This is a genomic window from Rubritalea sp. (assembly GCF_051252225.1).
Taxonomy (GTDB): domain Bacteria; phylum Verrucomicrobiota; class Verrucomicrobiia; order Verrucomicrobiales; family Akkermansiaceae; genus Rubritalea.
Genome location: NZ_JBPOGE010000006.1, coordinates 1 through 24,515, shown reverse-complemented (window position 1 = coordinate 24,515; position 24,515 = coordinate 1). Strand labels below are relative to the sequence as shown.

Here is a 24,515-nt window from a genome sequence, read left to right as displayed (position 1 = left end):
GGCTACCGAAAAAAACCAGCACCCCGAAGAGTGCTGGTTTGAGTAATTTTTATCTAGCAGACGTCAGTCGGATTATTCGTAACTATTGTAGAGCTCTGCGATTTCTTCCGCTGTTAGTGCTGAGTCGTAGATGATCACCTCATCGATCGAACCTGCATAGTTGCTGATACCAAGCTCAGAGCCAAGTGTGACATTGGTGATGCCAGCCATGCTCTTGGTTGTGCCTGTTGCGCTGTGGAAGAGCGTTCCGTTATGGTAGATTTCCATGGTGCCTGTTGTTGCATTTTTCACAAACACCCAGTGGCTCCAGCTGTCTTTGAACTGATCGGCTGTGGCCACTTTTTGGATGCGGTCGTAGCTACCAGAGTTCCAGCCAGCATCCCAATAGACGCGGGAGTTGCTCCACGGTAGGTGGATATTCAAGATACGATTTCCTGATGCATCCTTGGCGGAGAATAAGGTGTCGCTTCTCGCTTGGTCTGTTGCTCCATACGCCCACACTGAGATGGTGATCTCTTGGTCGACGGTAGCAAAGGCGCTCGCAGGGAGTGTGATATCCGCATCAGAACCATTGAAGTCCAATGCTGTACCGACTTTACCAGTCACCGATGTGGCATTGGTAATAGTAGCATCGAAGCCGTTGCCACTGCTATCTAGGGCGGTGGTAGAGCTAGCATCGTCTAATTCCCAATAGGCAACTGGAGCAAGGTAGTTGCTGCCGTGTAGCGTCACTTTATCGATCGCAGCCAGCGTATTGATAGCGCTGTTAGAGCCGCGGCCCCATGCGTAGATTCGGAACTCAGTAGCTGCAGTGATGAACTCAAGATCAGTGCCAGCGAGATCCACTGTGATACCATCGTAGGCACCTGTGAGGCCCACGACAGTGGTAATCTCAATAGAGCTTCCAAGGATGTTCCCATCGGCATCGGTCACTGCATATTCATCTACTGAATTCACTTGCTTCTTAGTCGCCTTGAAGGTGAGACTTGAAAGCTGGAGCCCAGTACTAAGGTCAGGTGTGACGGTGAAGGCGATGTAGTCGTCTCCAGCGATCGCGCTTTCGAAGCTCGAAGTCGTGGCGTCGATCACCTGAATCGCGAGCGATCCAAGCGTGTCGGCACTACCAAAGTCGAGCCCTGAAGCACTCACTCCACTATTATCTCCGAAGGTGGTGTCATAGGAGATGTCCATCGGAGATGTTATCGCGCTGGCGCTCACATGTTCAGAGACGAGCGTAGGAGAAGCTGGGTCAGCTTCGTCAAAGTCGTAACCAACAAGGATTGGTAGATCCACTGTGATTTCTAAATCAATGGTGGTGCTTCCGCCATTGCCGTCATCGACTTGGACGAGCCAAGTGTTGAGCCCTTTATCATCGAGGCTTGGAGTGCCGCTGAGGCTGCCGTTAGACGCGATGGCCAACCAATTAGGGCCTGATAGACCAGCGAAGGTGAGCGCATCTCCATCGGGGTCAGATACAGCATCTGCCAATGTTCCGCTAAACGGTTCATCGACGAGGGTGCCTGCTACGACTGCTGAGCTGCCTGCCGTAGGTAGATCATTTACCGGTAGGACCGTGATCGAGACTGTGGCAGCAGAGCTATCACTTGTCCCGTCATTCGCTATGTAGCTGAATGAGTCCATGCCATGGTAATCCGCATTAGGCGTATAGCTTAGGTTTGGAGTTGTCCCACTGAGTGTGCCGTTCGCTGGCTGCGAGACCACTTGATATGTGAGGCTATTCCCTCCTGCATCATTACCGCTGAGGGTTATAGACACCGAACTATCTTCGTCGATTGTTAGGTTAATCGGGTTCGCTACCGGAGCGGCGTTGACGAGTGGGTCAGTACCGTTTTGGTATTCTTCCAAGTTCGATACGCCATCACCGTCGGAGTCTGCTGAAGCAATAACATCAAGCAGCTCATAAGAAGCTGCCCATTCGGTGTAACTGCCATAGGCGGCAGTTTCGATTTCAATGCCAAAGTCGACAGTGAGTACTCCCCAGCTGGTAGAGCGTGTTCCGCCGCCTTCATCTGAAGAAATGTAGAGTGAACCGCTACCAACATCGAAGGTACCGGACGATGCCCCGTAGGCGAATTGCACCCCTAACAAGCCAGTTCCTTCGCCAAAGATACTTTGGTGAGAGTTCCCTGTGTTAGATGTTTGCGACATGCTTGCTGCTGTGAAGCCACTCGGGACTGCGCTGCCGTACTTAGCTTCGTTACTGAGAACTAAGCTCACGTTCTCCAATAGGAATTCCAAGCTCTGACCATTGGCCATTTTGGAATCTCCCACAGTAAACATGGAACTCGAGAGGACGACGTCGCCCACTGTTGTACCGATGGTCGCAGACGCTTCATTAGTACTACCATTTGCAGCCAAAGCAGCATCCGTTGTTCCTCCCGTCCAGCCTTTCACGCGTACGTCAAAGTTTAGGGTATCACTCACACTATCTCCATCAACATCCTCGCCTGTGTACTCCACAGAATAGAGGTAATCATTGCCGTCTTCGACACCTGTGATCGTTAGGTTCTCTGCACTGCCTCCAATTGTTAATGGGTTAGAAGCGATATCCGTGCCGAGGCCTTCAAAGGCAAGAGCCACGATTTTTTCTTCGATGACTTTGACATTGAGCGAAGCAGTCGCACTGAGACCCGTAGGGTCAGTGGCGCGGACTACCCAAGTATTGATACCAAAGTCAGCGAGCGATGGAGTTCCACTGAGCGATCCATCGGATGCTAGCGTTAACCATGCTGGGCCACTCACGATGGAGTAACTCAAGACTTGTCCATCCACATCAGTGGCCGCTGCTGCAAGCGATCCAGTGTAAGCGCTCCCAGTAATTCCAGCGCTTTCGGTGAACGAAGTCGCCGTGAAAGACGGTGCGTCTGCATTGTCATCAGCCACGTCAAAGATCACAATCGCGGCGGTGCTGTTAGAGCTGCCGTTGCTCACGGTATACAGGATAGAATCCGTTCCGTGAAAGTTTGCATTCGGAGTATAGACCAAATTCGGTGCAGTTCCTGTGAGGGTGCCATTAACCGGATCGCCTGTAACCGTATAGCTCAACGCATTTCCGTCAGGATCATTTCCTGACAATTTAAACGAGACTGTCTGATCTTCGACCACTGCTTGTCGGCTTGAAAATGCCCGTGGAGTATGGTCATTGATGGTAAATGTCCAAACATCACCCGCAACCACGGAACCATCTTCCAAAACGCTGTCGATACGCCAGAAGTAGGTCTGGTCATTCGTCCATTCGCCTGGATTAAAGATGTTGTTCGCTTGATTGCCTTGGAACGAAAGACCGTTCTCAGAAGTGCCTAGATACACATTATAGGAAACCGCATTCAGTCCACCGAGCCACATTAGGTCGGCATCATACTTTGCTGCAATATTCCCGTGAGCTGGAACCGGCGTGGATGCCTGCGGCGTCTTGTAGCCCGGAATAAAGTAATTTTCATCACCCAATTCATAAGCACCGATGTCAGGAGCATCCCCTGTGAAATCAGCTGTCACATCGATGACCTGCTCTCCATTAAAGAACGTACAGGTGACCTCCTTAGCCTGGTCGATCAGTTCGACAGCATCCCAGCGTGGACGGAAGTCAAAGCCGTAAGGATCACGTAGCAAGAGTGACATGTTCCGTGACTCTCTTTGAGCCATATAATTATTGCCGATCGTTCCCGGGATATCATCGTCCGAATTACTGCCAGACAGATAATCTCCGGCATTATTGTACGACTCGGAGCTGGCATTTCCGCCCGCACCGATGGAGATTTCAAATTGCCCTTTCGGTCTGCCATCCACATCAATAGCGATGTTGTTGTAAATTTCATGGAAGTCGCCTTTCAACTTATAGGCGCCGCCGATCAGGTTGCTCGTTTTATCCACCGAGTTCATGCAAACGTTACGGTAAAGATTGCAGTAGAGTCCAGTAACGACGGGTGAATTATTGCCATCCCATCGGAAATCACGCTGTCGATTATTATAGCCCCAGTTAAAACGGGCGATCGCTTCCTGAGCATTTCCGCCTACCGCATAAAATGCAGTCCCATCGATCTGCATCCGTGAGCAGCCTTCGGCCACATTATATTCGAAAATATACGGATTGATACCAGTAGGGTCCAACCACCAACGTCCAATCGAGAATCCTGCTGATGTTCCAGAATCCCTGAGTGTATTGTGACGAGCCACCAAATTACGGCTTCCCGCTAGTTGAACGGCCTTACCTGCGACACAGGTATAATTGATCTGCTCAAACAGATTATTTTCGACCAACATGTTGTCTGTGTAGGCGGTCATCAGACCGGCTCCATCCGAACGGCGAAAGGTGTTATTATAAAGCGTCACATTCTCACAGAAATCTTCCTTGGATCCTTGAATGTAAGCCGCCTTTGGCTGTCCACCGACTCCCTTTGCTCGGTCAGAACAGGAGGGGTAATCATTGGTGCAATTCTGGATGGTAATACCGTCTGAATGATCAAAACCCCAAGTCGTGGCAAAGAAATTCAAGCCATCTAGGGTAATGTTCTTCGTTGTCGCATCGCCTGTGAAAGCATAGGTCTGCACTTTACCGGCGATGGTGCGTCCAGTTGGGTTCTGTCCGTCGTCAGCCCAGAGGTAGAGCTGGCGTGTATCTTCGTCATAGGCCCATTCCTGCGCCGTATCTAACATGACACGTTCGGCATTGCCCTTACCACCTTCAAAGAAGTAAGCGCCCGAGTGTCTCCACCCGCCGATACTATTATACTCAAAAATGTTATTACCAGAGGTATGCGACGTCACAGAGGAAACGTAGGAAGCATAGTTTTCGAAGTTGTGGAGCATCATGCAGCCCTCAAAGGAAACACCCGCCTCAGCGATTTCATCCGCTCCGACGATATAGCCGCGCTCAGAGCCTGATTGCTTCTGTGTGCGCTGACTCCAGAAGTCTTCAGACCAAACTAGCGCATTTGGAAAACGTGCTAATGTCATGATCTGATCATCGACGAAGAGTTGGGTCACATCTTCGATACTGTCATCCAGAGTAGTGACGTAAACCTTCCCACGTCCTGCTAGATTTTCGATTGGAGTATCATTCCCGTCCGGCAGGGCGATGGAATCCGTATCTTCCAGCGTCCAGCTGGTGGTAATCGGTTGCGTGCCGACGAAGGTCACGTTTTCATTCCCGTTAGGTCTCAAGGTGACACCAACCACACCGGCTAAATCGACCGTCTCATGGTACGTACCACCGCGAATATAAATGGTGCTTCCAATACCCGCTTGATTGATAGCGTGCTGAACGGAGCCGAACGGTCTGTTGCTACTACCGTTATTATTGTCATTGCCTGTATCATCGACGTAGTAATCATTTCCAATATCAAACGAAGATCCATAGAGCGCCACTTTATCAATAGCTGCCAGCGAGCCAGATGTCTTGTTAGACCCGCGTCCCCATGCATAAATACGGATTTCGGTCGCTTCGGTAATGTATTCTAGATCGCTATTTTTGAGATCAATCGTTACACCATCATAGCCCGCGACCAATCCATTGATATTTGTAATGGAGCTCGTGCTTCCAATCAAATTTCCCGCAGCATCGGTGACCGCATATTCATCTACGGAATTCCCGTTCTGCTTTGTGGCCTTGAAAGAAACACTTGTTAGGTGAGCCCCTTTACCTGCATCAGGAGTAATCGTAAACGCCACATAGTTATCACTCACTTTCGCAAGGTCAAAGGTCTGTCGAATTGCGTCCGTCACCTGAATGCCGACGGCTCCGAGCGTATCGGAACTACCTAACTCAACTCCATTGGCATCCAGCCCTGTATTGTCTCCATTGTTGCTATCAAACGAAATGTCCATTGGAGATTCCAACGGACTCACTGATAGAAAATCATTCACTAGCGTAGCGGCACTTGGATCTGACGCATCGGCATCAAAATCATAAGCAGCTAAAATAGCAGGTTCAGCCGTACCGTTCAGTACGACTTTATCAAGAAAGGCAAGTGAACTGGTGCCACTATCAGCGCCGCGTCCCCACGCATAGATACGGAACGTTGTCGGTTCCGTGATATTTTGAAATTGGCTATCTGAAAGATCTACCGAAACTTCATCAAAAGCTCCTGCTACGCCGCCAATAGTCGAAATGGTCACTGGGCTACCTATCTGGTTACCTGCAATATCCGTAATGGCATATTCGTCCACGGAAATGTCGGACTGCTTATGTGCCTTAAAAGTGAGGCTCGCCAGATTGAGTTTACGCTGTTCTTCAGGTGTGACGGTGAAGGTGACATAATCATCACCAGCGAGAGCTTCTTCAAAGCTGCTAGTCGTAGCATCATAAATCTGTATCGCTACAGAACCTAGAGTGTCAGTACTCCCGAAGCTTTCGCCATCTGCGTCTGTGCCGGAATTATCGCCGCCTGATGCATAGTGCGATATGTCCATAGGGGACGTGAGCTGGCTAACAGATACTTCAGAACTAAATACCGAAGCATCCCTGTAGTCCGAAGCGCCCGCATCGAAATCATAACCGACAAGTATCTCAGCATTTGTGACGGTGGGTAAAGCCATCAAGCAAACACTCGATAAAAAGTGAATTTTTTTCATTAGGTGTATTAATTGGGTTTATCAATGTGGGGAGCATTGGGAGTATATCAAGTAGAGTAGGCGACCCTCCCTTGTCTACTGGTCAAATGACCAGTGTTGGGTTTTATTAGTTGCTTCTGATAGAGAACAACTTAGACCACATAAGGCTTCGGAGGTGGTGTGGCTAACGAAAAAACCAGCACCCCGGAGAGTGCTGGTTTGAGTGATTTTTATCTAGCGGACGGCTGCCTGATTATTCGTAACTATTGTAGAGTTCTGCGATTTCTTCCGCTGTTAGAGCGGAGTCGTAGATGATTAGATCATCGACCGATCCAGCGTAATTGCTGGTGCCGAACTCAGAGCCGAGAGTCGCCCCTGTGATTCCAGCCATGCTTTTAACCTTAGCTGTTCCGCTGTGGAAGAGCGTGCCATTGTGGTAGATCTCCATTGTGCCTGTGGTCGCATTCTTCACGAATACCCAGTGGCTCCAGTTGTCTTTGAACTGAGCTGCTGTCGCTACTTTGTTGATACGGTCGTAGCCAGAGTTCCAACCTGCATCCCAGTATACTTGGGAGTTGCTCCATGGAAGATGGATATTCAAGAGGCGGTTTCCTGCTGCATCTTTGGCGGAGAATAGGGTGTCTTGACGCGCTTGGTTAGCTGCTCCATACGCCCACATGGAGATAGTGATCTCTTGGTCGATGGAAGCAAAGACGCTAGCGGGGAGGGTGATATCAGTATCGGTTCCATTGAAGTCCAATGCTAATCCAACTTTACCAGTCACCGAAGTTGCATTGGCAATCGTACCATCGAAGCCGTTTCCACTGCTGTCTAGGGCGGTGGTTGAGCTACCATCGTCTAATTCCCAATAGGCAACAGGAGCAAGGTAGTTGCTGCCGTGTAGCGTGACTTTATCGATTGCTGCGAGTGTATTACTGGCGCTACTTGATCCTCGGCCCCATGCGTAAATACGGAACTCCGTAGGAGCTGTGATGTACTCATTGTCTGTACCTGCGAGATCTACTGAGATCCCATCGTAGGCCCCTGTGAGACCCACTATATTGGTAATCACAGTAGGGCTTCCAATGCTGTTCCCAGCAGCATCAGTCACTGCGTATTCATCTACTGCCGCCAGACTCTTCTTGGTCACCTTGAAAGTGAGGCTTGAGAGTTGGATACCGGTACCGATGTTCGGTGTCACAGTGAAGGTGATGTAGTCGTCTCCAGCGATCGCGTTCTCGAAGCTCGAGGTTGTGGCGTCGATCACCTGAAGCGCGAGAGCGCCAAGTGAATCTGGGCTACCAAATTCGAGTCCAGAAGCAGTCACTCCGCTGTTATCTCCGAAGGAAGAATCATAGGATATCGGCATCGGAGAGGTCACTGCGCTGGCGCTGAGGTTACCTGCGACAAGTGTCGGAGAAGCTGGATCTGCTGTGGAGAAATCATAACCAACGAGGATGGGTAGATCTACTGTGATCTCCAAATCAAGGGTCGTGCTTCCGCCATTGCCATCATCTACTTGAACGAGCCAAGTGTTGAGCCCGGTATTATCTGAGCCAGGAGTGCCACTGAGTGATCCGTCTGGGGCGATGGTCAACCAACTCGGTCCTGAAAGAACAGCGAAGGTGAGGCTGTCTCCATCTGTGTCGGATACAGCATCGGCTAAAGTGCCGCTGTAGGATTCACTAACTAGAGTGCCAGCAACCACTGCTGAGCTTCCCGCATTGGGTAGATCATTGACCGGAAGGACAGTAATCGAAACCGTAGCTATAGAGCTGTCACTCGATCCATCATTCGCTGTGTAGCTGAAGGAGTCCGAACCGTTGTAATCCGCATTAGGCGTATAGCTCAGGTTTGGAGCTGTTCCACTGAGTGTGCCGTTAGCTGGCTGAGAGGTGACTTGGTAGCTGAGGCTATTTCCTTCTGCATCTGAGCCGCTGAGAGTAATGTTCACGGTACTGTCTTCATCGACTGTTAGGCTGATAGAGTCTGCTACCGGAGCCGCATTGACGAGTGGGTCTGTGCCATTTTGGTATTCTTCCCAGTTTGCGAAACCGTCACCATCAGTATCTGCTAGAGCACCAGCGTCAGACGCTTCAATGCCGTAGTTGGCGAGCCATTCTCTTGGAGTGTCATTGTAGACAAGGGGACTCACATTCACGACTAAGGTGACTTCTCGGCTGCCTTCCAGTCCATTGGAATCTCGAGCGACGAGATCAAAGGTATGGGTGGTGGATGTGACATCTGTTGGGATACCACTGAGAACCCAGTTTCCTGAACCAGCAGGGCTTTCTGAAACAGTCAGCCACGAAGGAGCATTTCCTGTAGGTGTAATGGCAGTAATGTTATCGCCTTCAGGATCCCAGAAATCTGAATCTTCAACTAGCGTGTGGTTGTAGTTAGAGTCACTGGCATCTGGAAGCCAAGTGTACTTACGCGCCCAGCTTGGAGGTCCAGGGTTCTGGAATTCGGCGAGATGGGCATCGAGTAATTCAAGTTGGGTAATGGCCCAAGCTCGGAGAACACGAGTGCCTTTGGTCACGGAACCTTCCCATGTCATATGGCCTCCAGCCTGCATGGCTTCGAGGTTCCACTGGTTAAAGTCGTCCTGAGCCCAAGCTGCGGGAGTGCTATACTGCCATGAAATCGGGCCGAGTTTTGAGTGGAAGTTTCCAACAATGAGGTCATCCCATTCATATTCCCCGCCGTCATGCACGTTACCATTCTTCTCCGTCATTTTTTGGACGTGTCTGTAGTTACTTGCAAAAATGCTTTCATTACGGGTTGGGTTGACGGCTAAACTTGCATGGTCGTTGTTGCCATTGAAAGCATGGCCAAAAGTGAAATCGTCAAAGCGTGTCGGACGAGCATAGGGGAATGCTGGATCATCGATTAGGTCATTACCAAGTCGGCCTCGATTGAATGCTATCGGGATTTCAGGATTTCCTGCATGAATAGCATTGGCGAAGGCTTGGAAAATTCTTTCTTGCTCTACAATACCACTACCCGAGCTATCCCCGTTTTTAGCCATATCATCTGCAGAGTCAAAAACCCAGGAACTGACGTATTTTCCGTAGCGCAGGGAATATTCTTTGAGAACATACTCAGCGTAACAGAACATGTACTTACGGTCAGGATAGGTAGCTGTAGCATCTTCATATTGCTGGGTGGTGCTATTCCAAATGCCAGTATGATAAGGCTGGCTATTGATGAATGCCTGAACTTCTGGGTCGGTATCACAATATTCTTTCCAGCGCTCAGTGAAGCTCTCAAGTGCCTCAGTGTTCGTTCCGACGAAATTCTCAGAATTCGAGTACACTTTCACACCTATTCCCGCATTTCTGACCTCCAAGATCTCAGCCATGAAGGGGTCGTCTTGTGGTTCATCTAGGCTTAGATCCCCCCAGCTTGGCACTGGTGCGCTGATGGCGTCTCCACCAACAGCAGTTAGGCCGGAAGCGATGCTCTCTATTAGGTTGTGAGGGGCATTATGAGTACCTGAGGCCGACGCTCCCTCATTTAAGCGTGCGATGGTAGAACCAATGGTTTTAAGGTGTTTGATGTTCGCTACATCTCCTTGACCGCCATTCCAAGTGCCTCTCATGCCTGCGGCGCGTTCACCTGCTGCGTAGGCGGTTTCTAAGCTGACTGATTGGATTGACTTACCGCCGCCGTGGTCATCCTGGCCGTATATAGCGACATGGTAGTTTTGGCTGAGGTCAAAACCTTCGGCTAGAACCCCAGAGGATTCGTAAACGCCGTTGATTCGGTAGCACCAATAGCCGCCGATTCCAATCTCTAGTGTGACCTCGCAGGTTTCGCCTGCGACAAATTGTGCTCTGGTACCAGAGGTGTCTAGCGTGGTGTTAGTAGTACCGTTAGAAAAGTTTAGACCTCTACTCGCAGTGCCGCCACCCGCAGTGACATTGGCACCAATACTATAGAGGCTGGCTTCCGCTGTGAAGGGGTTATAACCAGAATAGCCCGAGAGATCGGTATTGCTTCGGATGAGCCCGAAGGAGAGATTGTGCGCAGCGAGATCCCCGACGGAGCCAGTGGTGAACTGCACTGTTAGTTTAAATCCAGTGTCAGATTGGAAGGTGTTTTCGGAGTAGAGTAGAGCTCTACGAGTGTAACTAGTGCCAGCTGTTAGGAAGGTGGCATCGCCATCATCAGTCCAAGAATGGGCTTGGATAGTTCTGTTGATTGCTCCTCCACCGATTCCGTTATTGGTGGAGAGTCCGTCATTGTCGAATGAGTCCTGATAGAGAACTCCAGCGTGTGCTGTGAGACCAAGTGCCGCCATGCAGGCACTGGTCAAATAGGTTGTTTTCTTCATGTTGTGTGTGAGTGGGTTTCATGCGAAATCCGATCTGAGACATGGGGGAGATACGCGCATTTATCTAACCTATTGAAACAGAATAAAGAGGTCAAACAGGAAGTTCATTTCTTATCAATTTAAGGTAGAATAAATTTCCTAACAAATATTATTAGGCGACCTTCTAAGCTGTGGAAAGAGGTCGGTGATAATCAAAAAACCAGCACCCCGAAGAGTGCTGGTTCAATTTGTAAACGTTGAGTTCTCTCTAATTATTGAGGCCAGAGAAATCGATTCCTTGGATCCATGCCGGGAAGTTCTGGCCAGAGTAACCACGGCTGAGCGTCACTTCATCGTCCTCAGTATAGCGGCTCCAGAGCTTAGCTCGGGAAACCGAATCACCGGTCGCATTACATCCATTATAGACCCAGCCGAAACGAGTGCCGGCTGAAGCGGAATCAACCGCAACAGTCACGTCTGTGTCATTGACGTTACCATCGGTCTTGAAACCATAATCCACATGTAAGTCAGGGTGCGTCATGGTGTAGACATCGAACCAGTAAGTATCGGTGTATTCGGAACCCACTGCGACTATGCTCTCGGTAGCGTTTTGATTCACACCATCACCTAAGGTCACTAGGCAGGCTTCAGCACCGTCACCGACGCCTGAGTCTAGACGCGTTCCAGTTCCCCACACCCAGGTGTTTTCTCGGGATACTGGGTCGATAGCCACTGTAATGTATTCGCCGGTCGCATCAGCTCCGTTGCCGCCATTGCTTCCGACGACTTTACGATGTTGAACATTCCAATCCGAGCCCCACTCAACGACGAAGGCCGTTGCAGTGACATCCAGTAGCGCCTCACCTGCAGAATTTCGAGTCCAGTTAATCGTGTTACTGCCACTTGGATAGAAACGCGTGTGTGCACTCGCGTTGTCATATCCTGTGGTCGGTGCGCCAATGTAGTTCACACCACCACCACGGTATCCACCGAAGAGAACGACTTGGTTGATATCAGTCCAGCTGCCCCCTACCTCAGCCCCTGAGTTCCCGATGATGTCTACGGAAGCGACGTCGATGAGATCAAAGCCCCCAGCATCCGTCGGGTTCATGCACTCAACTATAGTCACCACACCTTCCCAATCTTGGGTCGCGGAGGAACGAGTTAGGGTGATTTGGTTATTGTTTCCGCTTCCCACCATGTCGCCTGCATATCGATTGCCACCATAGGGCACACCCGTGACACGAGCGTATTCGCTATCAGCTAGCGTTTTGCCGTTACCATCACGTGAGCCACGTACGAGGATGAAGTAGTCATCTGCTAGGTTTTGGTCCAGAACGAGGGTCTTCTGCGTACCAGTGAAGTCACCTGTAGTGAGGTAGTATTCTGTCACTCTGATACCAGCGTCTGAGCTAGAAGAATTGTCAGCAACTAATGGATCAGTCCCATTCTGGTATTCCTGCCAGTTGGCCGATCCATCGCCGTCGGCGTCTGCCAATGCACCTGCATTCGTTGGATCCACGCCATTCGCGATCAGCCAGACCTTAGGCGTATCGTTTGTAGCCGTATAGCTGTTGGCCAGATCCGAGACTTCACTCGCGCTCAAAGCGACATCGTAGACCTGCACTTCGTCAATCATTCCATCGTAAGAATTATTGTTCACATCATTGCCTAACATAACATTGGCGATGGCAGCCATACTTCGCGCCTTGCCAGTTCCACTGTGCCAAAGCTCTCCGTTCAGATAGATGGCCATTTCACCTGTGCTTGCATTCTTAGTGAATGCCCAGTGGTTCCACTGATCTTTATATTCAGAAGCGGAGGCACCTTTGTTAATACGGTCATATTGAGAGCCTGTATTACCCGCATCCCAGTAAACGATGCCATTGCTCCAAGGGAGGTGGATGTTCAGCACTCGGTTGCCAGAGCTATCTTCTGCATAAAAGGCTGTATCCTTCTTTGCTTGTGACGCATCACCATTGACCCACATGGAGATGGTGATCTGATCCGAAATGCTCGAAAAAGCACTGCTAGGAAGTGTGACAGCAGAGTCCGTCCCATTGAAAGAGAGAGCGGAATTTTCCACCCCCGTGACCCAAGTTCCATTGGTTAATGTAGCGTGATATCCGTGACCAGAATCGTCAGCCACTTGACTGCCATCGCCATCATCCATTGACCAGCTTGCTACAGGTCCTCCAGAGCCAGAGACAGTCACTGGAAGCGTCACTGACTCAAGACTACCATCCGTCAACTCGTATGTCACCTGGACGGTTGCAGAAGCGCTCTGCCCTGCGTCTAAATTAGCGACGGTATTGTCAAAGACAATTTCAATAGGCGTAGTCGACGGAGTATTCTCAGCAATAAGAAAGGGTTCTGTCGTCGTCGAGAAAGCTCCAGGATGAGACGCATCAATCAAAGCGATATCGACTACTGGAAGATTTGAGGGACCGTCAATGGACACTTCGATGGTGCCCACCGTATTCGCGACGTCCTCTGGATGAGGGATCGAAAGACCACCACTCGGGCTAAGCGTGACTTCAAATATTTCCTGATAATCCGAAGACACTGTTAGATCACGATTCCCAGACGTAGGGTCTGCGAAAGCATTTATAAAGTAAGCTGTAGTTGTTTCTGGTATCGTCGTGGTAACTGTATAAGTCCCGTCTCCATTATTAACCGGCGCACTAATCAGCACATTCGACCAACCGGTATTATTAGAATTATCTGTCGTGGTAACATCGAAAGACGAGGTCGACAGAAGGGTAGCTGTATGAAGGTTTTTGGTGGAATTAAAAACAACAGTTACTTCTGAGCCGGAAATGCTAATGCTTTTTTGTGAACTCCAAGGAGCCCCGTTTTCTACGATGCTATCAGCGTAGTCAATAGGTTCTGGTCGTGCTTCCGCCGCAGGATTACTATGTCCCATTCCATGAACGATAGCAACCGAGTGTACGCCCGCTTGCTTTTGGTAGGTATACGCTTGGGAATCCATTGGGAAATGTTTATCCGTAGGCCAAGAGAGCCATAGCGCAGGAGTCGTCGCGTTTTGCATGCGTAGGAACGGATCCCATAAGAGATTGTATTTTTCATGATTCCCGAGTCTGGAACCATATAAATTACTAGAGCTGAATTTGTGTCCGCATCCGTAAACAGGGATTGCAAACGCAAAGCGGTCGTCAATTCCAATAGCCGTACTCGTAATCACGCCGCCCCACGACACTCCCATGACACCACACTTATCTTCATCAACAAAGTCAAGGTCACGTAAAAGAGAGTTCGCTAGGATCGTGTTAGCTGTCGCATGATACATCCATTCAGCAGTGAGATCAGCTCTAGAAGAATAGAAGTTCCGGCTAGGACCTGAAAGCTCATGCTTAATATAGCCAGAGGAAGTACGCACTGTAGTGCTAGGGTAGACATCTGCATCGTACCTGATGTCGGTATGCCCCTCGGTAGTGATTGCGATGGCTGCGTAGCCTCGGTCTTCCCACTGCTCGGCCCAACCTTGGTAAGCCGTGCCACCACCACCATGAACAAGCACTACTCCAGGGACTGGATTAGCGCTGCTAGCATTTGCAGGGATGTTTATCCAAGCGAATACACGTGTAGGATTCCCTTCTGTGTCGAGTCCGTCATAAAAGATTCTTTTTAAATCTCCAGCCATCGGGGTGTATGTTGCTCCATATGTTGGGATTCCATCGGCATCATACTCCACTTCATAGACATTGGGAGCATTGAGCATGACAGAATCCGTTCCTAGTGCTTCCACTTGAGCAATTTCCGCTTCGAATTGACCAAGGCAAGGAGTAACGTTACTGAGAAATGCCAAACCGAGTAGTTTTAAAACACAAAAATCTTTATGTTTTTTTATGAATTTCACGCATGTTTTCATATTTTTATAATTATAGTTTTTTTATTTAATCCTTATTTTTTTAAATTTCCTAATCAACCATTCAAACCAGAAAAGTCGATCCACAGAACCCAAGTAGAGAAGTTCTGGACGGTGTGTACCGCCATAAATTTCTATCGAGCCTCCCTTGTATTCTGTGTAATCAATCATACCTATAGCCGGTCACAGAAAAGTAGAAGCATGCTGATTGGTCTACTTCACCGCACCCTCGTGGGCGCCGTAGACCAAACGGATGAAGGTGACCGCCGTCGAGCTATAGGCCTATTCGAAGCTCACTAGGGCGGCACCTTATTCGTAACGCTATGACATCTCGGTCGTTTTTTAGAGAACTGATGCAATAAAAAACGAACCGATTAATCATTAATAACTCTGAAATACTTGCAGTACTTCGGTATCGCTCAACTCCACATTGTAGAGCAGCACATCATCAAGCACACCACTGTAGCTGAGGCTCGATATCTGTGAGCCAAAGGCGGCGGTGTTGACTGAACCAATACTCAGGGAGTTACCGCTTCCGGTATGCCAGAGGCTTCCATTGAGATAGATATTCATCACACCAGTAGTCGCATTTTTAGTGAAGACCCAATGATTCCACGCGCCTTCATACTCGGCTGCGGCTGCCACCTTGTTGATGCGATCATAGCTGTTTCCATCACCAGCATCCCAGTAGACGTTGGAGTTGCTCCAAGGTAAGTGAACATTGATCAGGCGGTTGCCGGAAGCATCTGATGCGTAGAAGGCCGAGTTGTTTTGCGGCAAGCTCGCATCTCCATAGGCCCACAAGGCTATGCTGACCTCATCGACCACAGTAGCAAATGCCGCAACGGGAATGTCTACACGTGAGTTGCTGCCATTGAACTCAAGGGCATTCCCCTCTATGCCGCTCATTACTGTGCAATTCTCGGAAGTCCCCGCAAAGCCATTGCCGGAGACATCCGAAACAATTACTCCGGAGGCTTCATCCATTGACCATTGAGCGACGAGCCCAAATGGAGGTGCAGTGATGGCCAACTCAACGGTACGAGAGCCGTTGTAGCCATTCGAATCTGTTGCCATCAAGTCGAATTCGATTGTGCTACCTTCGCTTTCAGTCGGCATTCCGCTCATTATCCATAGTCCCGGATTTGATGGGTCTTGACTGATATTCAGCCATGCTGGCGCATTGGAGTCGCCACTAGATACAGCCACAATACTTGTGATGTCATCGCCTTCTGGATCCCAGAAGTCTACTCCTTCGGTCAGAATGTGATAGTAGGGCAGCCCATTACTTGCTTCCGGTAAGTCCGTGTACTTCCGAGCCCAGTTAGGAGCGTCAGGTGAAGCAAATTCTGCCAAGTGTGCATCAAGTAACTCTAATTGAGTAATCGCCCACGGACGAAGAGTGCCGGAGCCTCTGTAAACAGAACCCTCCCATGTCATATGACCACCAGCCTGCATGGCTTCCAAATTCCATTGGTTAAAATCTTCCTGAGCCCATGCCTGAGTCCCACTGAACTGCCATGAAGCTGTGCCGAGCTTTGAGTGGAAATTCCCGACAACTAGATCATCCCAATCATATAGGCCTCCGTCATGAACATTACCGTTCTTTTCCGTCATTTTTGAGACGTGCCTATAGTTACTCGCAAAAATACTTTCTCCTCGAGTTGGATTCACCGCCGAGCTTGCATGATTGTTATTACCAAAATAGGCATGCCCAAACGTGAAATCATCGAACCGAGTAGGACGAGCATACGGGAAAGCAGAATCATTGATGAGATCGTCGCCAAGGCGCCCGCGATTAAAGGCTATCGGGAGTTCAGGATTTCCTGCATGGATCGCATTTGCAAATGCTTGAAAAATCCTCTCTGACTCGATCACTCCTGTCCCGGCAGAATCTCCATTCTTAGCCATGTCATCTGCTGAGTCGAAGATCCATGAACTTACGTATTTACCGTAACGCAAGGAATACTCTTTCAGCACATACTCCGCATAGCAGAACATGTATTTACGGTCAGGATATGTAGCTGTGGCATCTTCATACTGTTGAGTGGTGCTATTCCAAATTCCAGTATGATAAGGCTGGCTATTAATGAACGCCTGAACCTCTGGGTCTGTATCACAATACTCTTTCCAGCGTTCAGTAAAGGCCGTCAAATCAACGGTATTGCTACCAACGAAGTTTTCAGAATTTGAGTAGACCTTAACTCCTATTCCAGCATTTCTGACCTCTAAAATCTCTGCAAGAAAGGGGTCGTCTTGCGGTTCACTCTGGCTTAGGTCACCCCAAGTTGGAACTGGAGCAACAATCGCACTTCCACCAACTGCTGTGAGTCCTAGGGCAATGCTTTCCAATAAATTATGTGGAGCATTATGATTACCTGATCCAATAGCGCCTTCATTCAGTCTAGCAATGGTCGAACCAATAGTTTTGAGATGCTTTATGTTTTCAACATCACCTTGGCCACCATTCCAGCTACCTCTTAAGCCATCTGCGCGTTCTCCTAGGGCGTAAGCGTTTTCAAGCTTTATAGATTGGATCGACTTAGCTCCTCCATTATCATCCTGAGCATAGACCGCCACGTGGTAATCCTTGCTTAGATCAAATCCTTCAGGCAATGCACCGGAAGCCTCATAAACTCCATCGATGCGGTAGCACCAATAGCCCCCGACGCCAATTTCGAATGTCACCTCGCATGTTTCACCTGCTTTGAACTGAGTTCTTGTTCCAGATTGGTCTAATGTGACTCGTGTAGATCCATTGGTGAAGTTGAGCCCTTGCGAAGCTTCTCCGCCGAAAGCTGTCACATTGGCACCGATGCTATAAACGTTGTTATTTGCACGGAAGGGATTATCCCCCCCCAAGGTAGACATGTTCGTATCGTCGCTGATAAGTCCAAATGCTAAGCTATTTGCCCCCGTGCTAGCAATCGAGCCCGCCGTGTAGTTAACCGTCAGCTTGAAGCCGGTGTCCGATTGGAATGTATTGGCAGAATACAAGACAGCTCTCGCTCCAGCTCCTCCTCCATTTATGATAAACTCTGCATCACCACTATCGGTCCAAGCATTCGTGTTTATTGTTTTGTTGACCGCTCCACCGCCGGTTCCGGTATTAGTCGAGAGGCCGTCATTGTCGAAAGAGTCCTGATAGAGAACTCCCGCGTTTGCGGTTAGACCGAGCGCAGCCATGCAAGCACTTGATAGAAAGTGAATTTTTTTCATTTAGTGTATTAATTGGGTTTATCAATGTGGGGAGCATTGGGAGTATATCAACTAGAGTAGACGACTCCCCCTTGTCTACTGGTCAAATGACCAGTGTCGGATTTCATCAATTCACTCTGATAGACAGTAACTTAGGCCGCATAAGGCTTAAAATTTGATGTTACTAACGAAAAAACCAGCACCCCGGAGAGTGCTGGTTTGGTCATTAATAGTTTCTGAATCGCTACTGCTAGCGAGACTAAAAAAATCCGTCAGATTATTCTACAAGTGTTTCCTCACAAAAAACCCAAACAATTATTCTGCCAATTCAACCTGCAGTTGGATAAATTTCTTGGAATCAATCATCTGAAAACGTGCTTTGACTGTTTCGTAGTCATCGAGTGGGTCACCGACTTCAATATCGTAAGGGGCTTCATCGGACGGGGTAAGTAGATCAGGCTTCACGATCAAAGTGTAGTTCAAGCCGAGTTCCAGATAATCGGTGCGGCGATCATATTCATAGACGAAATACATCGAGTCATCCTCTTCCTCCGTGAATATCGACTCCTTAGAGCCCGCATCGCTCCGCGTCGGATCCATCCCCAGTGCAAATTCCAGCAAGATCGAGTAGCCATCTCGGTCTAGCGTGTCCGCATCGATGGACGCATCGTCGCCGCTCACTCCGTAGTCGGAAAGCCAAGTAGCCAAAGGTCCTAGATCTTGAGACTCAATAACCCCAGTCAGCACAATATTATCCAATCCCATGCTGCGAATTTCGAAGGTGTTACTTTTGTCGCCATTAAGTGTCCAGCGGAAGGTCACAGATGTATCTGTTAGTCCAGACAATCCTGTCAGCTCGATATCGCCGGATGCAGCCTCAGGGCTCTGATAGTTGGTTCCACCATTGTGAGAGAACCCACCCGTTGTCGTATTGCTCGTCGTAGATCCAATGATCGTTTCAAAGGTCCAATCCATGATGCTCGTCCCTGTGGCACTGGTGAAATAGGAGGTATCAAAGCTAATATTAGAAAGTCCAATAATCACTTTATCAGAGACATTGAGCGTAAAATCTATCGTATTGGCCGCTTCACGATCACTTACCGCAGCCTCTAACGAACCGCCGCCGATATCCTCTATACGTCCGTAATAAGTATCTGGGTTATCCCCATCAGAAATCATCAAATTGCTGACAGTCACCCCGTCACCAAACGTATTTACGTCGGGCGCGGTATAGACGATCTCGCTTGTCGTTCCTGAGATGCTGGTGGGCATCTCGAATTGATACACGAGCCCGTTGGCGAAAGTATAAGGACTTTCATTGACCACTAATTCCACTTCACGAGAGCAACTGAATCCATGGGCCTCCGTGGCTTTTAGGCTGAATGCATGCGTTGCACTATCGCCGGCTGTCGGCATCCCACTTAGAATCCAACGGGTGGGATCATTCGGATCTTCCTGTATCGTGAGCCAGTCTGGGGTATTTCCCAGCGCTACTAGACTCGTAATGTCATCACTCTCTGGGTCCCAGAAGTCTGCTCCTTCTACTAACACGTGATAGTAGGTCTCGCCAATCGTTGCTTCTGGCAGCCAAGTATATTTACGAGCCCAGCTGGGTGGGCCTGGGTTTTGGAATTCTGCCAAGTGGGCATCGAGTAACTCGAGTTGGGTAATGGCCCAATCGCGGAGCGTGCGAGGGCCTCTACTCACAGAACCTTCCCATGTTGTGTGACCACCTGCCTGCATAGCTTCTAAATTCCATTGATTGAAATCATCCTGTTCCCAGGCTGAGGGAGTACTATACTGCCATGAAATGGGACCGAGTTTAGAGTGGAAATTACCTACGATAAGATTATCCCAATCTCTTCCACTCTCCGCATGAACGTACCCGTTAGTTTCTGTCATGCGCGTTATGTGTTGGTAGTTCAGGGTGAACTGAGTTCCTTCTGCGTGGTTGTTATTTCCTCCAAAGGCATGACCAAAAGTGAAGTCATCAAACCGCGTGGCTGCAACGTAGGGATAGGAACCATAATTCACATTGCTACGACCATTGTTAAAGGCTATTGGGATTTCTGGATTCCCAGCATGTACCGCATTTGCAAAAGCTTGAAAAATCCGCTGTTGCTCCAGAATGCCGCTACTAGCATTGTCACCATTTGCCCCCATATCATTCGCCGAATCGAAAGTCCAGGAGTCGACGTACTCACCATAGCGCAACGCATAGTTTTTTAGGACATACTCTGCGTAACAAAACATATATTTACGGTTAGGGTATGTCTCTGATGCATCCTCATATTCTTGAGTAGTGCTATTCCAAATGCCAGTATGGTATGGCTGGCTATCGATGAACTCCATCACATCAGGGTCAGTGTCACAGTATTCTTTCCAACGTTCAAAAAATGCCTCCAGTGCAACGGTATTACTCCCGACGAAGTTTTCCGAATTTGAGTAGACTTTCACCCCTATTCCAGCATTTCTGATCTCTAAAATCTCTGCTAGAAAGCTGTCATTTTGAGCCTCATCCAGACTTAAGTCTCCCCAACTTGGAACAGGAGCGCTGATGGGATCTCCTCCTACAGCGGTAAGCCCCAAAGCAATACTTTCCAGTAATTGATGTGGGGCGTTATGATTCCCCGAACCACTCGCACCTTCATTGAGTCTGGCGATCGTCGAACCAATAGTCCTCAGATGTTTTATATTCTGCACGTCACCCTGACCACCGTTCCAGCTACCTCTTAAATCTGCAGCGCGTTCTCCCTGAGCATAGCGTTTCTCCAACTTGATGGATTGAATCGACTTCTCGCCGCCATTGTCATCTTGGCCATAGACCACTACATGGTAATCCTTACTCAGATCAAACCCTTCCGCCAAAGCTCCGGAAGCTTCATACTCGCCGTCGATACGGTAACACCAATAGCCACCAGTGCCGATCTCGAGTGTCACCTCACAGGGCTCACCCGCATTGAACTGGGCTCTAGTTCCAGATTGATCCAGTGTCGTGCGTGTCACTCCATTCGTGAAGTTCAGTCCTCTCGAAGTAGTGCCACCAAAGGCAGTCACATTCGCGCCAATACTGTAGACACTAGTGTCTGCTCGGAAAGGATTGTCACCGCTAAATGTTGCAAGCTCCGTATCGGTGCTAATGAGGCCGAACGCCAGGCTATTGGCTCCAGTGTCGCCAATCGACCCTGCGGTGTAATTTACCGATAGCTTTAAGCCGGTATCGGATTGAAATGAATTGGCAGAATACAAGAGTGCCCGAGTACCAGCACCTGCTGCATTCGTTACAAAAGTCGCAACGCCGTCATCGACCCAAGCATTCGCATTAATAGTACGATTCACTGCGCCTCCGCCGATCCCGCTGTTGTTCGTCAGTCCGTCTCCCTCAAAAGTATCTTTATAGAGCAGACGTGCTGAAGTAGTGGTGCCATTCAGCACGACTTTATCGAATGCTGTCGCGGAATTCGAATCTTGATTGCCGCCATAAACATAGAGACGGAATTCGACGGCTTCGCCCAAATGTTGAAATCTGGCGTCTGAGAGACTGACGACGACGTTGTTGTTGCTTTCGTCCCACGACAAAATGTCAGTCGTCTGTCCTGTCGCTATTTCGTCGCCTTCGGCAAAACCATCAATCGAAGAAAACAGCGCCCAACGATCCGCGGCATTGTTCAGCTGCTTGACAAAGGTCCGGAATGTCAGGCTGGATAAATTTAAGGCACTGTACGCATCTGGCGTAACGGTGAATGCCATATAGTCATCAGCGGAAATAGAGCCAGTAAGATCATCCGCATCATTCATACCGGTGAAACCGAATGTGCTGACAGTTCCTCCAAAAGAAAATGAGTTGGTAGAGCCAAAGATATTGCCGTCCGCATCCAAACCATCCACAGGAGCAAAGGAGGTATAGACACTATTCTCGAGGCCTGGGCCTGTATCAAAATCGGTGGCAATTACATCGGGACAAACGAAGGCTGCTGCTAGCGTTCCTACACCAGTACCATCGTCGAAATCGTAGCCAACAAGGATATCTGCATTCGCAGATAGGCCGACGAGGAGAGAAGTGCAAAGAATGCACGGTGTGATGTATTTCATTTATTCGGATATTGGATCGAGTTAAAACCTAATGAGGGAATTAAATTTTGATAATTCAGAAATAACTACACAATAGCTATTCATTGTATCAGCAAAGATTCAAGAAGGAGAGGTACGCAATCGGGTCTTTCTAATCTAAGCGGTAGCACTTCAGAGCACTTCAGAGCACTTATCAAGATTTACTAATCTAGCATCTGAGATTAGTAAATCTCCAAAAAGCGAATGAAGCGCACAGCTCAAAAAAATAAAGCTTAATAAAAAAACCAGCACCCCGAAGAGTGCTGGTTACAATTTGTAAACGTTGAGTTCTCTCTAATTATTGAGCCCTGAGAAATCGATCCCTTGGATCCAAGCTGGGAAGTTTTGACCGGAGTTACCACGACTGATGGTGACTTCATTGTCATTCGTGTAGCGGCTCCAGAGCTTCGCACGGGAGACGGAAGTTCCAGTTCCATTACATCCATTATAAAGCCAGCCGAAGCGGGCGCCAGATGGAGCAGAGTCAACTGCTACTGCCAGGTCCGAACTACCGGAGTCGCCGTCGGCCTTGAAGCGGTGATCTACGTTTAAGTCGGGGTGTGTTAGTGTGTAGACATCAAACCAATAGGTATCCGTATATTCGGAGCCCACTGCGACCGTGCTCTCGGTCGCATTCTGGTTCACGCCGTCTCCCAGGGTGACAAGGCAGCCTTCTGCGCCATCGCCCACACCTGAGTCCAAGCGAGTGCCCGTTCCCCAGACCCACGTGTTATCGCGGGATACGGGACTAATGGCGACTGTGGTGTATTCACCAGTCGCATTGGCTCCGTTGCCTCCATTGCTTCCGGTCACTTTGCGGCGCTGGATATTCCACTCGGAGCCCCACTCAACGACGAAGGTCGTTGCTGTGACATCGAGCAAAGTTTCACCTGCGCTGTTCCGAGTCCAGCTAATCGTGTCGCTTCCACTTGGATAGAAACGAGTGTAAGCACTCACATTATCGTATCCTGAGGTCGGCGTGCCTGTGTAACTCACACCGCCACCGCGATATCCACCGAAGAGGACAACTTGGTTAATGTCGCTCCAAGCGATGCCGGCTTCTGATCCGGAATTGCCTGAAATATCAACCGAAGCAACATCAACCAGGTCAAAGCCAGCAGGGCTGCTCGGGTTGGTGCATTCTACCACGGTCACGACACCTTCCCAGTTATAGGTTGCGGCAGAGCGAGTGAGTATGATTCGGTCGCCGCTTCCGCTACCGACCATGTCTCCTGCGTACAGATTAGCACCCCATGGCACTCCTGTAACACGAGCGAAGTCATTGTCAGGAAGAGAACCTCCGTCGCCATCACGTGAACCACGCACAAGGATGAAGTAGTCATCAGCCAGATTCTGATCAAGAACCAGTGTCTTGCTCGTCCCGGTAAAGTCGCCGGTAGTCAGGTAGTATTCTGTGACTCTGATACCTGCGCCCGTATTGCTTACAGGATTATCATTCACTGTCGGATCCGTACCGTCTTGGTATTCCTGCCAATTTGCAATGCCATCGCCATCCGCGTCTTCCTCGGAACCTGCGTTGGTAGGGTCAAACCCGTAACTGACCAACCAGGCTCTCGGTGTGCCATTGATGGTCTTATAGCTGTAGGCCAGATCTGAAACTTCGCTGGCATTCAATGCGACGTTGTAAAGCTTCACTTCGTCAATGATTCCAGCGTAAGATTGGTTGTTAAGATCGTTGCCTAGTAGAGCAACCGTCATGTCTGCCATGTTCCGGGTCTTGCCCGTCCCACTTTGCCAGAGATAGCCGTTTAAATAGATCGCCATCTCTCCGGTCGCCGCATTCTTGGTAAAGACCCAGTGATTCCACTGATCTTTATACTCCGAGGCAGAGGCTGCCTTGTTGATACGGTCATACTTTGAGTCTGTATTCCCGGCATCCCAGTAAACGCTACCGTTACTCCAAGGGAGGTGGATGTTCATTGATCGATTACCTGATCCATCTTGAGCATAGAAGAGTGTGTCTGCTCTCGCTTGTGTGGTATCGCCATAGATCCAGAGAGCTAGGGAGACCTCGTCAATGATATAGGACAACGGCTTTGCGGGAAGCGCGACACTGGAACTGTTGCCGCTGAGTTTAATCGCTTTCCCTTCGATTCCACTCACTCTAGTGCCAGTCACTGTAGACGCGTCAAAGTCATAGCCAGAGGTATCGGCCACATTCTCACCGAAGTTTTCATTCATTTGCCAATCCGCGATAAGACCTGATGGAATTGCTTCGAGACTCAGGTGCTGAATGGATTTCTCACCACCGCTATCATCCTGAGCATAGACTGCGACACGGTAGCTCTTGGTTAAATCAAAGCCGCCTTCAATCACACCCGAGGCTTCGGTCACTCCATTGATCGAGTAGCTCCATCGGCCACCGGGAAGGATCTCAATGACAACCTCCGTGGACTCATTCACTGGGAA

6 protein-coding genes are annotated in these 24,515 nt (G+C 49.2%); all 6 read right to left on the bottom strand.

From position 1 onward, the window contains the following. Positions 1-72: 72 nt before the first annotated feature. On the bottom strand, positions 73-6,591 hold the full coding sequence (locus tag ACSHX2_RS07465) for an Ig-like domain-containing protein (RefSeq protein WP_435692094.1): 6,519 nt from the start codon (positions 6,589-6,591) through the stop codon (positions 73-75). 232 nt (positions 6,592-6,823) lie between these two features. Then, positions 6,824-10,909, bottom strand: a complete 4,086-nt coding sequence (locus ACSHX2_RS07460; RefSeq protein ID WP_435692092.1) for an Ig-like domain-containing protein — start codon at positions 10,907-10,909, stop codon at positions 6,824-6,826. 247 nt (positions 10,910-11,156) lie between these two features. Continuing rightward, the gene (locus tag ACSHX2_RS07455; RefSeq protein WP_435692090.1) at positions 11,157-14,768 is read right to left on the bottom strand and encodes a LamG-like jellyroll fold domain-containing protein; all 3,612 of its coding nucleotides are present in this window, start codon (positions 14,766-14,768) and stop codon (positions 11,157-11,159) included. Between the two features lie 390 nt (positions 14,769-15,158). Further along, on the bottom strand, positions 15,159-17,996 hold the full coding sequence (locus tag ACSHX2_RS07450; RefSeq protein WP_435692088.1) for a hypothetical protein: 2,838 nt from the start codon (positions 17,994-17,996) through the stop codon (positions 15,159-15,161). 294 nt (positions 17,997-18,290) lie between these two features. After that, positions 18,291-22,067 (bottom strand): hypothetical protein, encoded by a 3,777-nt coding sequence (locus tag ACSHX2_RS07445; RefSeq protein WP_435692086.1) that lies wholly within the window; start codon positions 22,065-22,067, stop codon positions 18,291-18,293. Positions 22,068-22,379: 312 nt separating this feature from the next. Further along, positions 22,380-24,515 (bottom strand): LamG domain-containing protein (locus tag ACSHX2_RS07440; protein ID WP_435692084.1); only part of this gene is annotated, 2,136 nt, incomplete at its 5' end.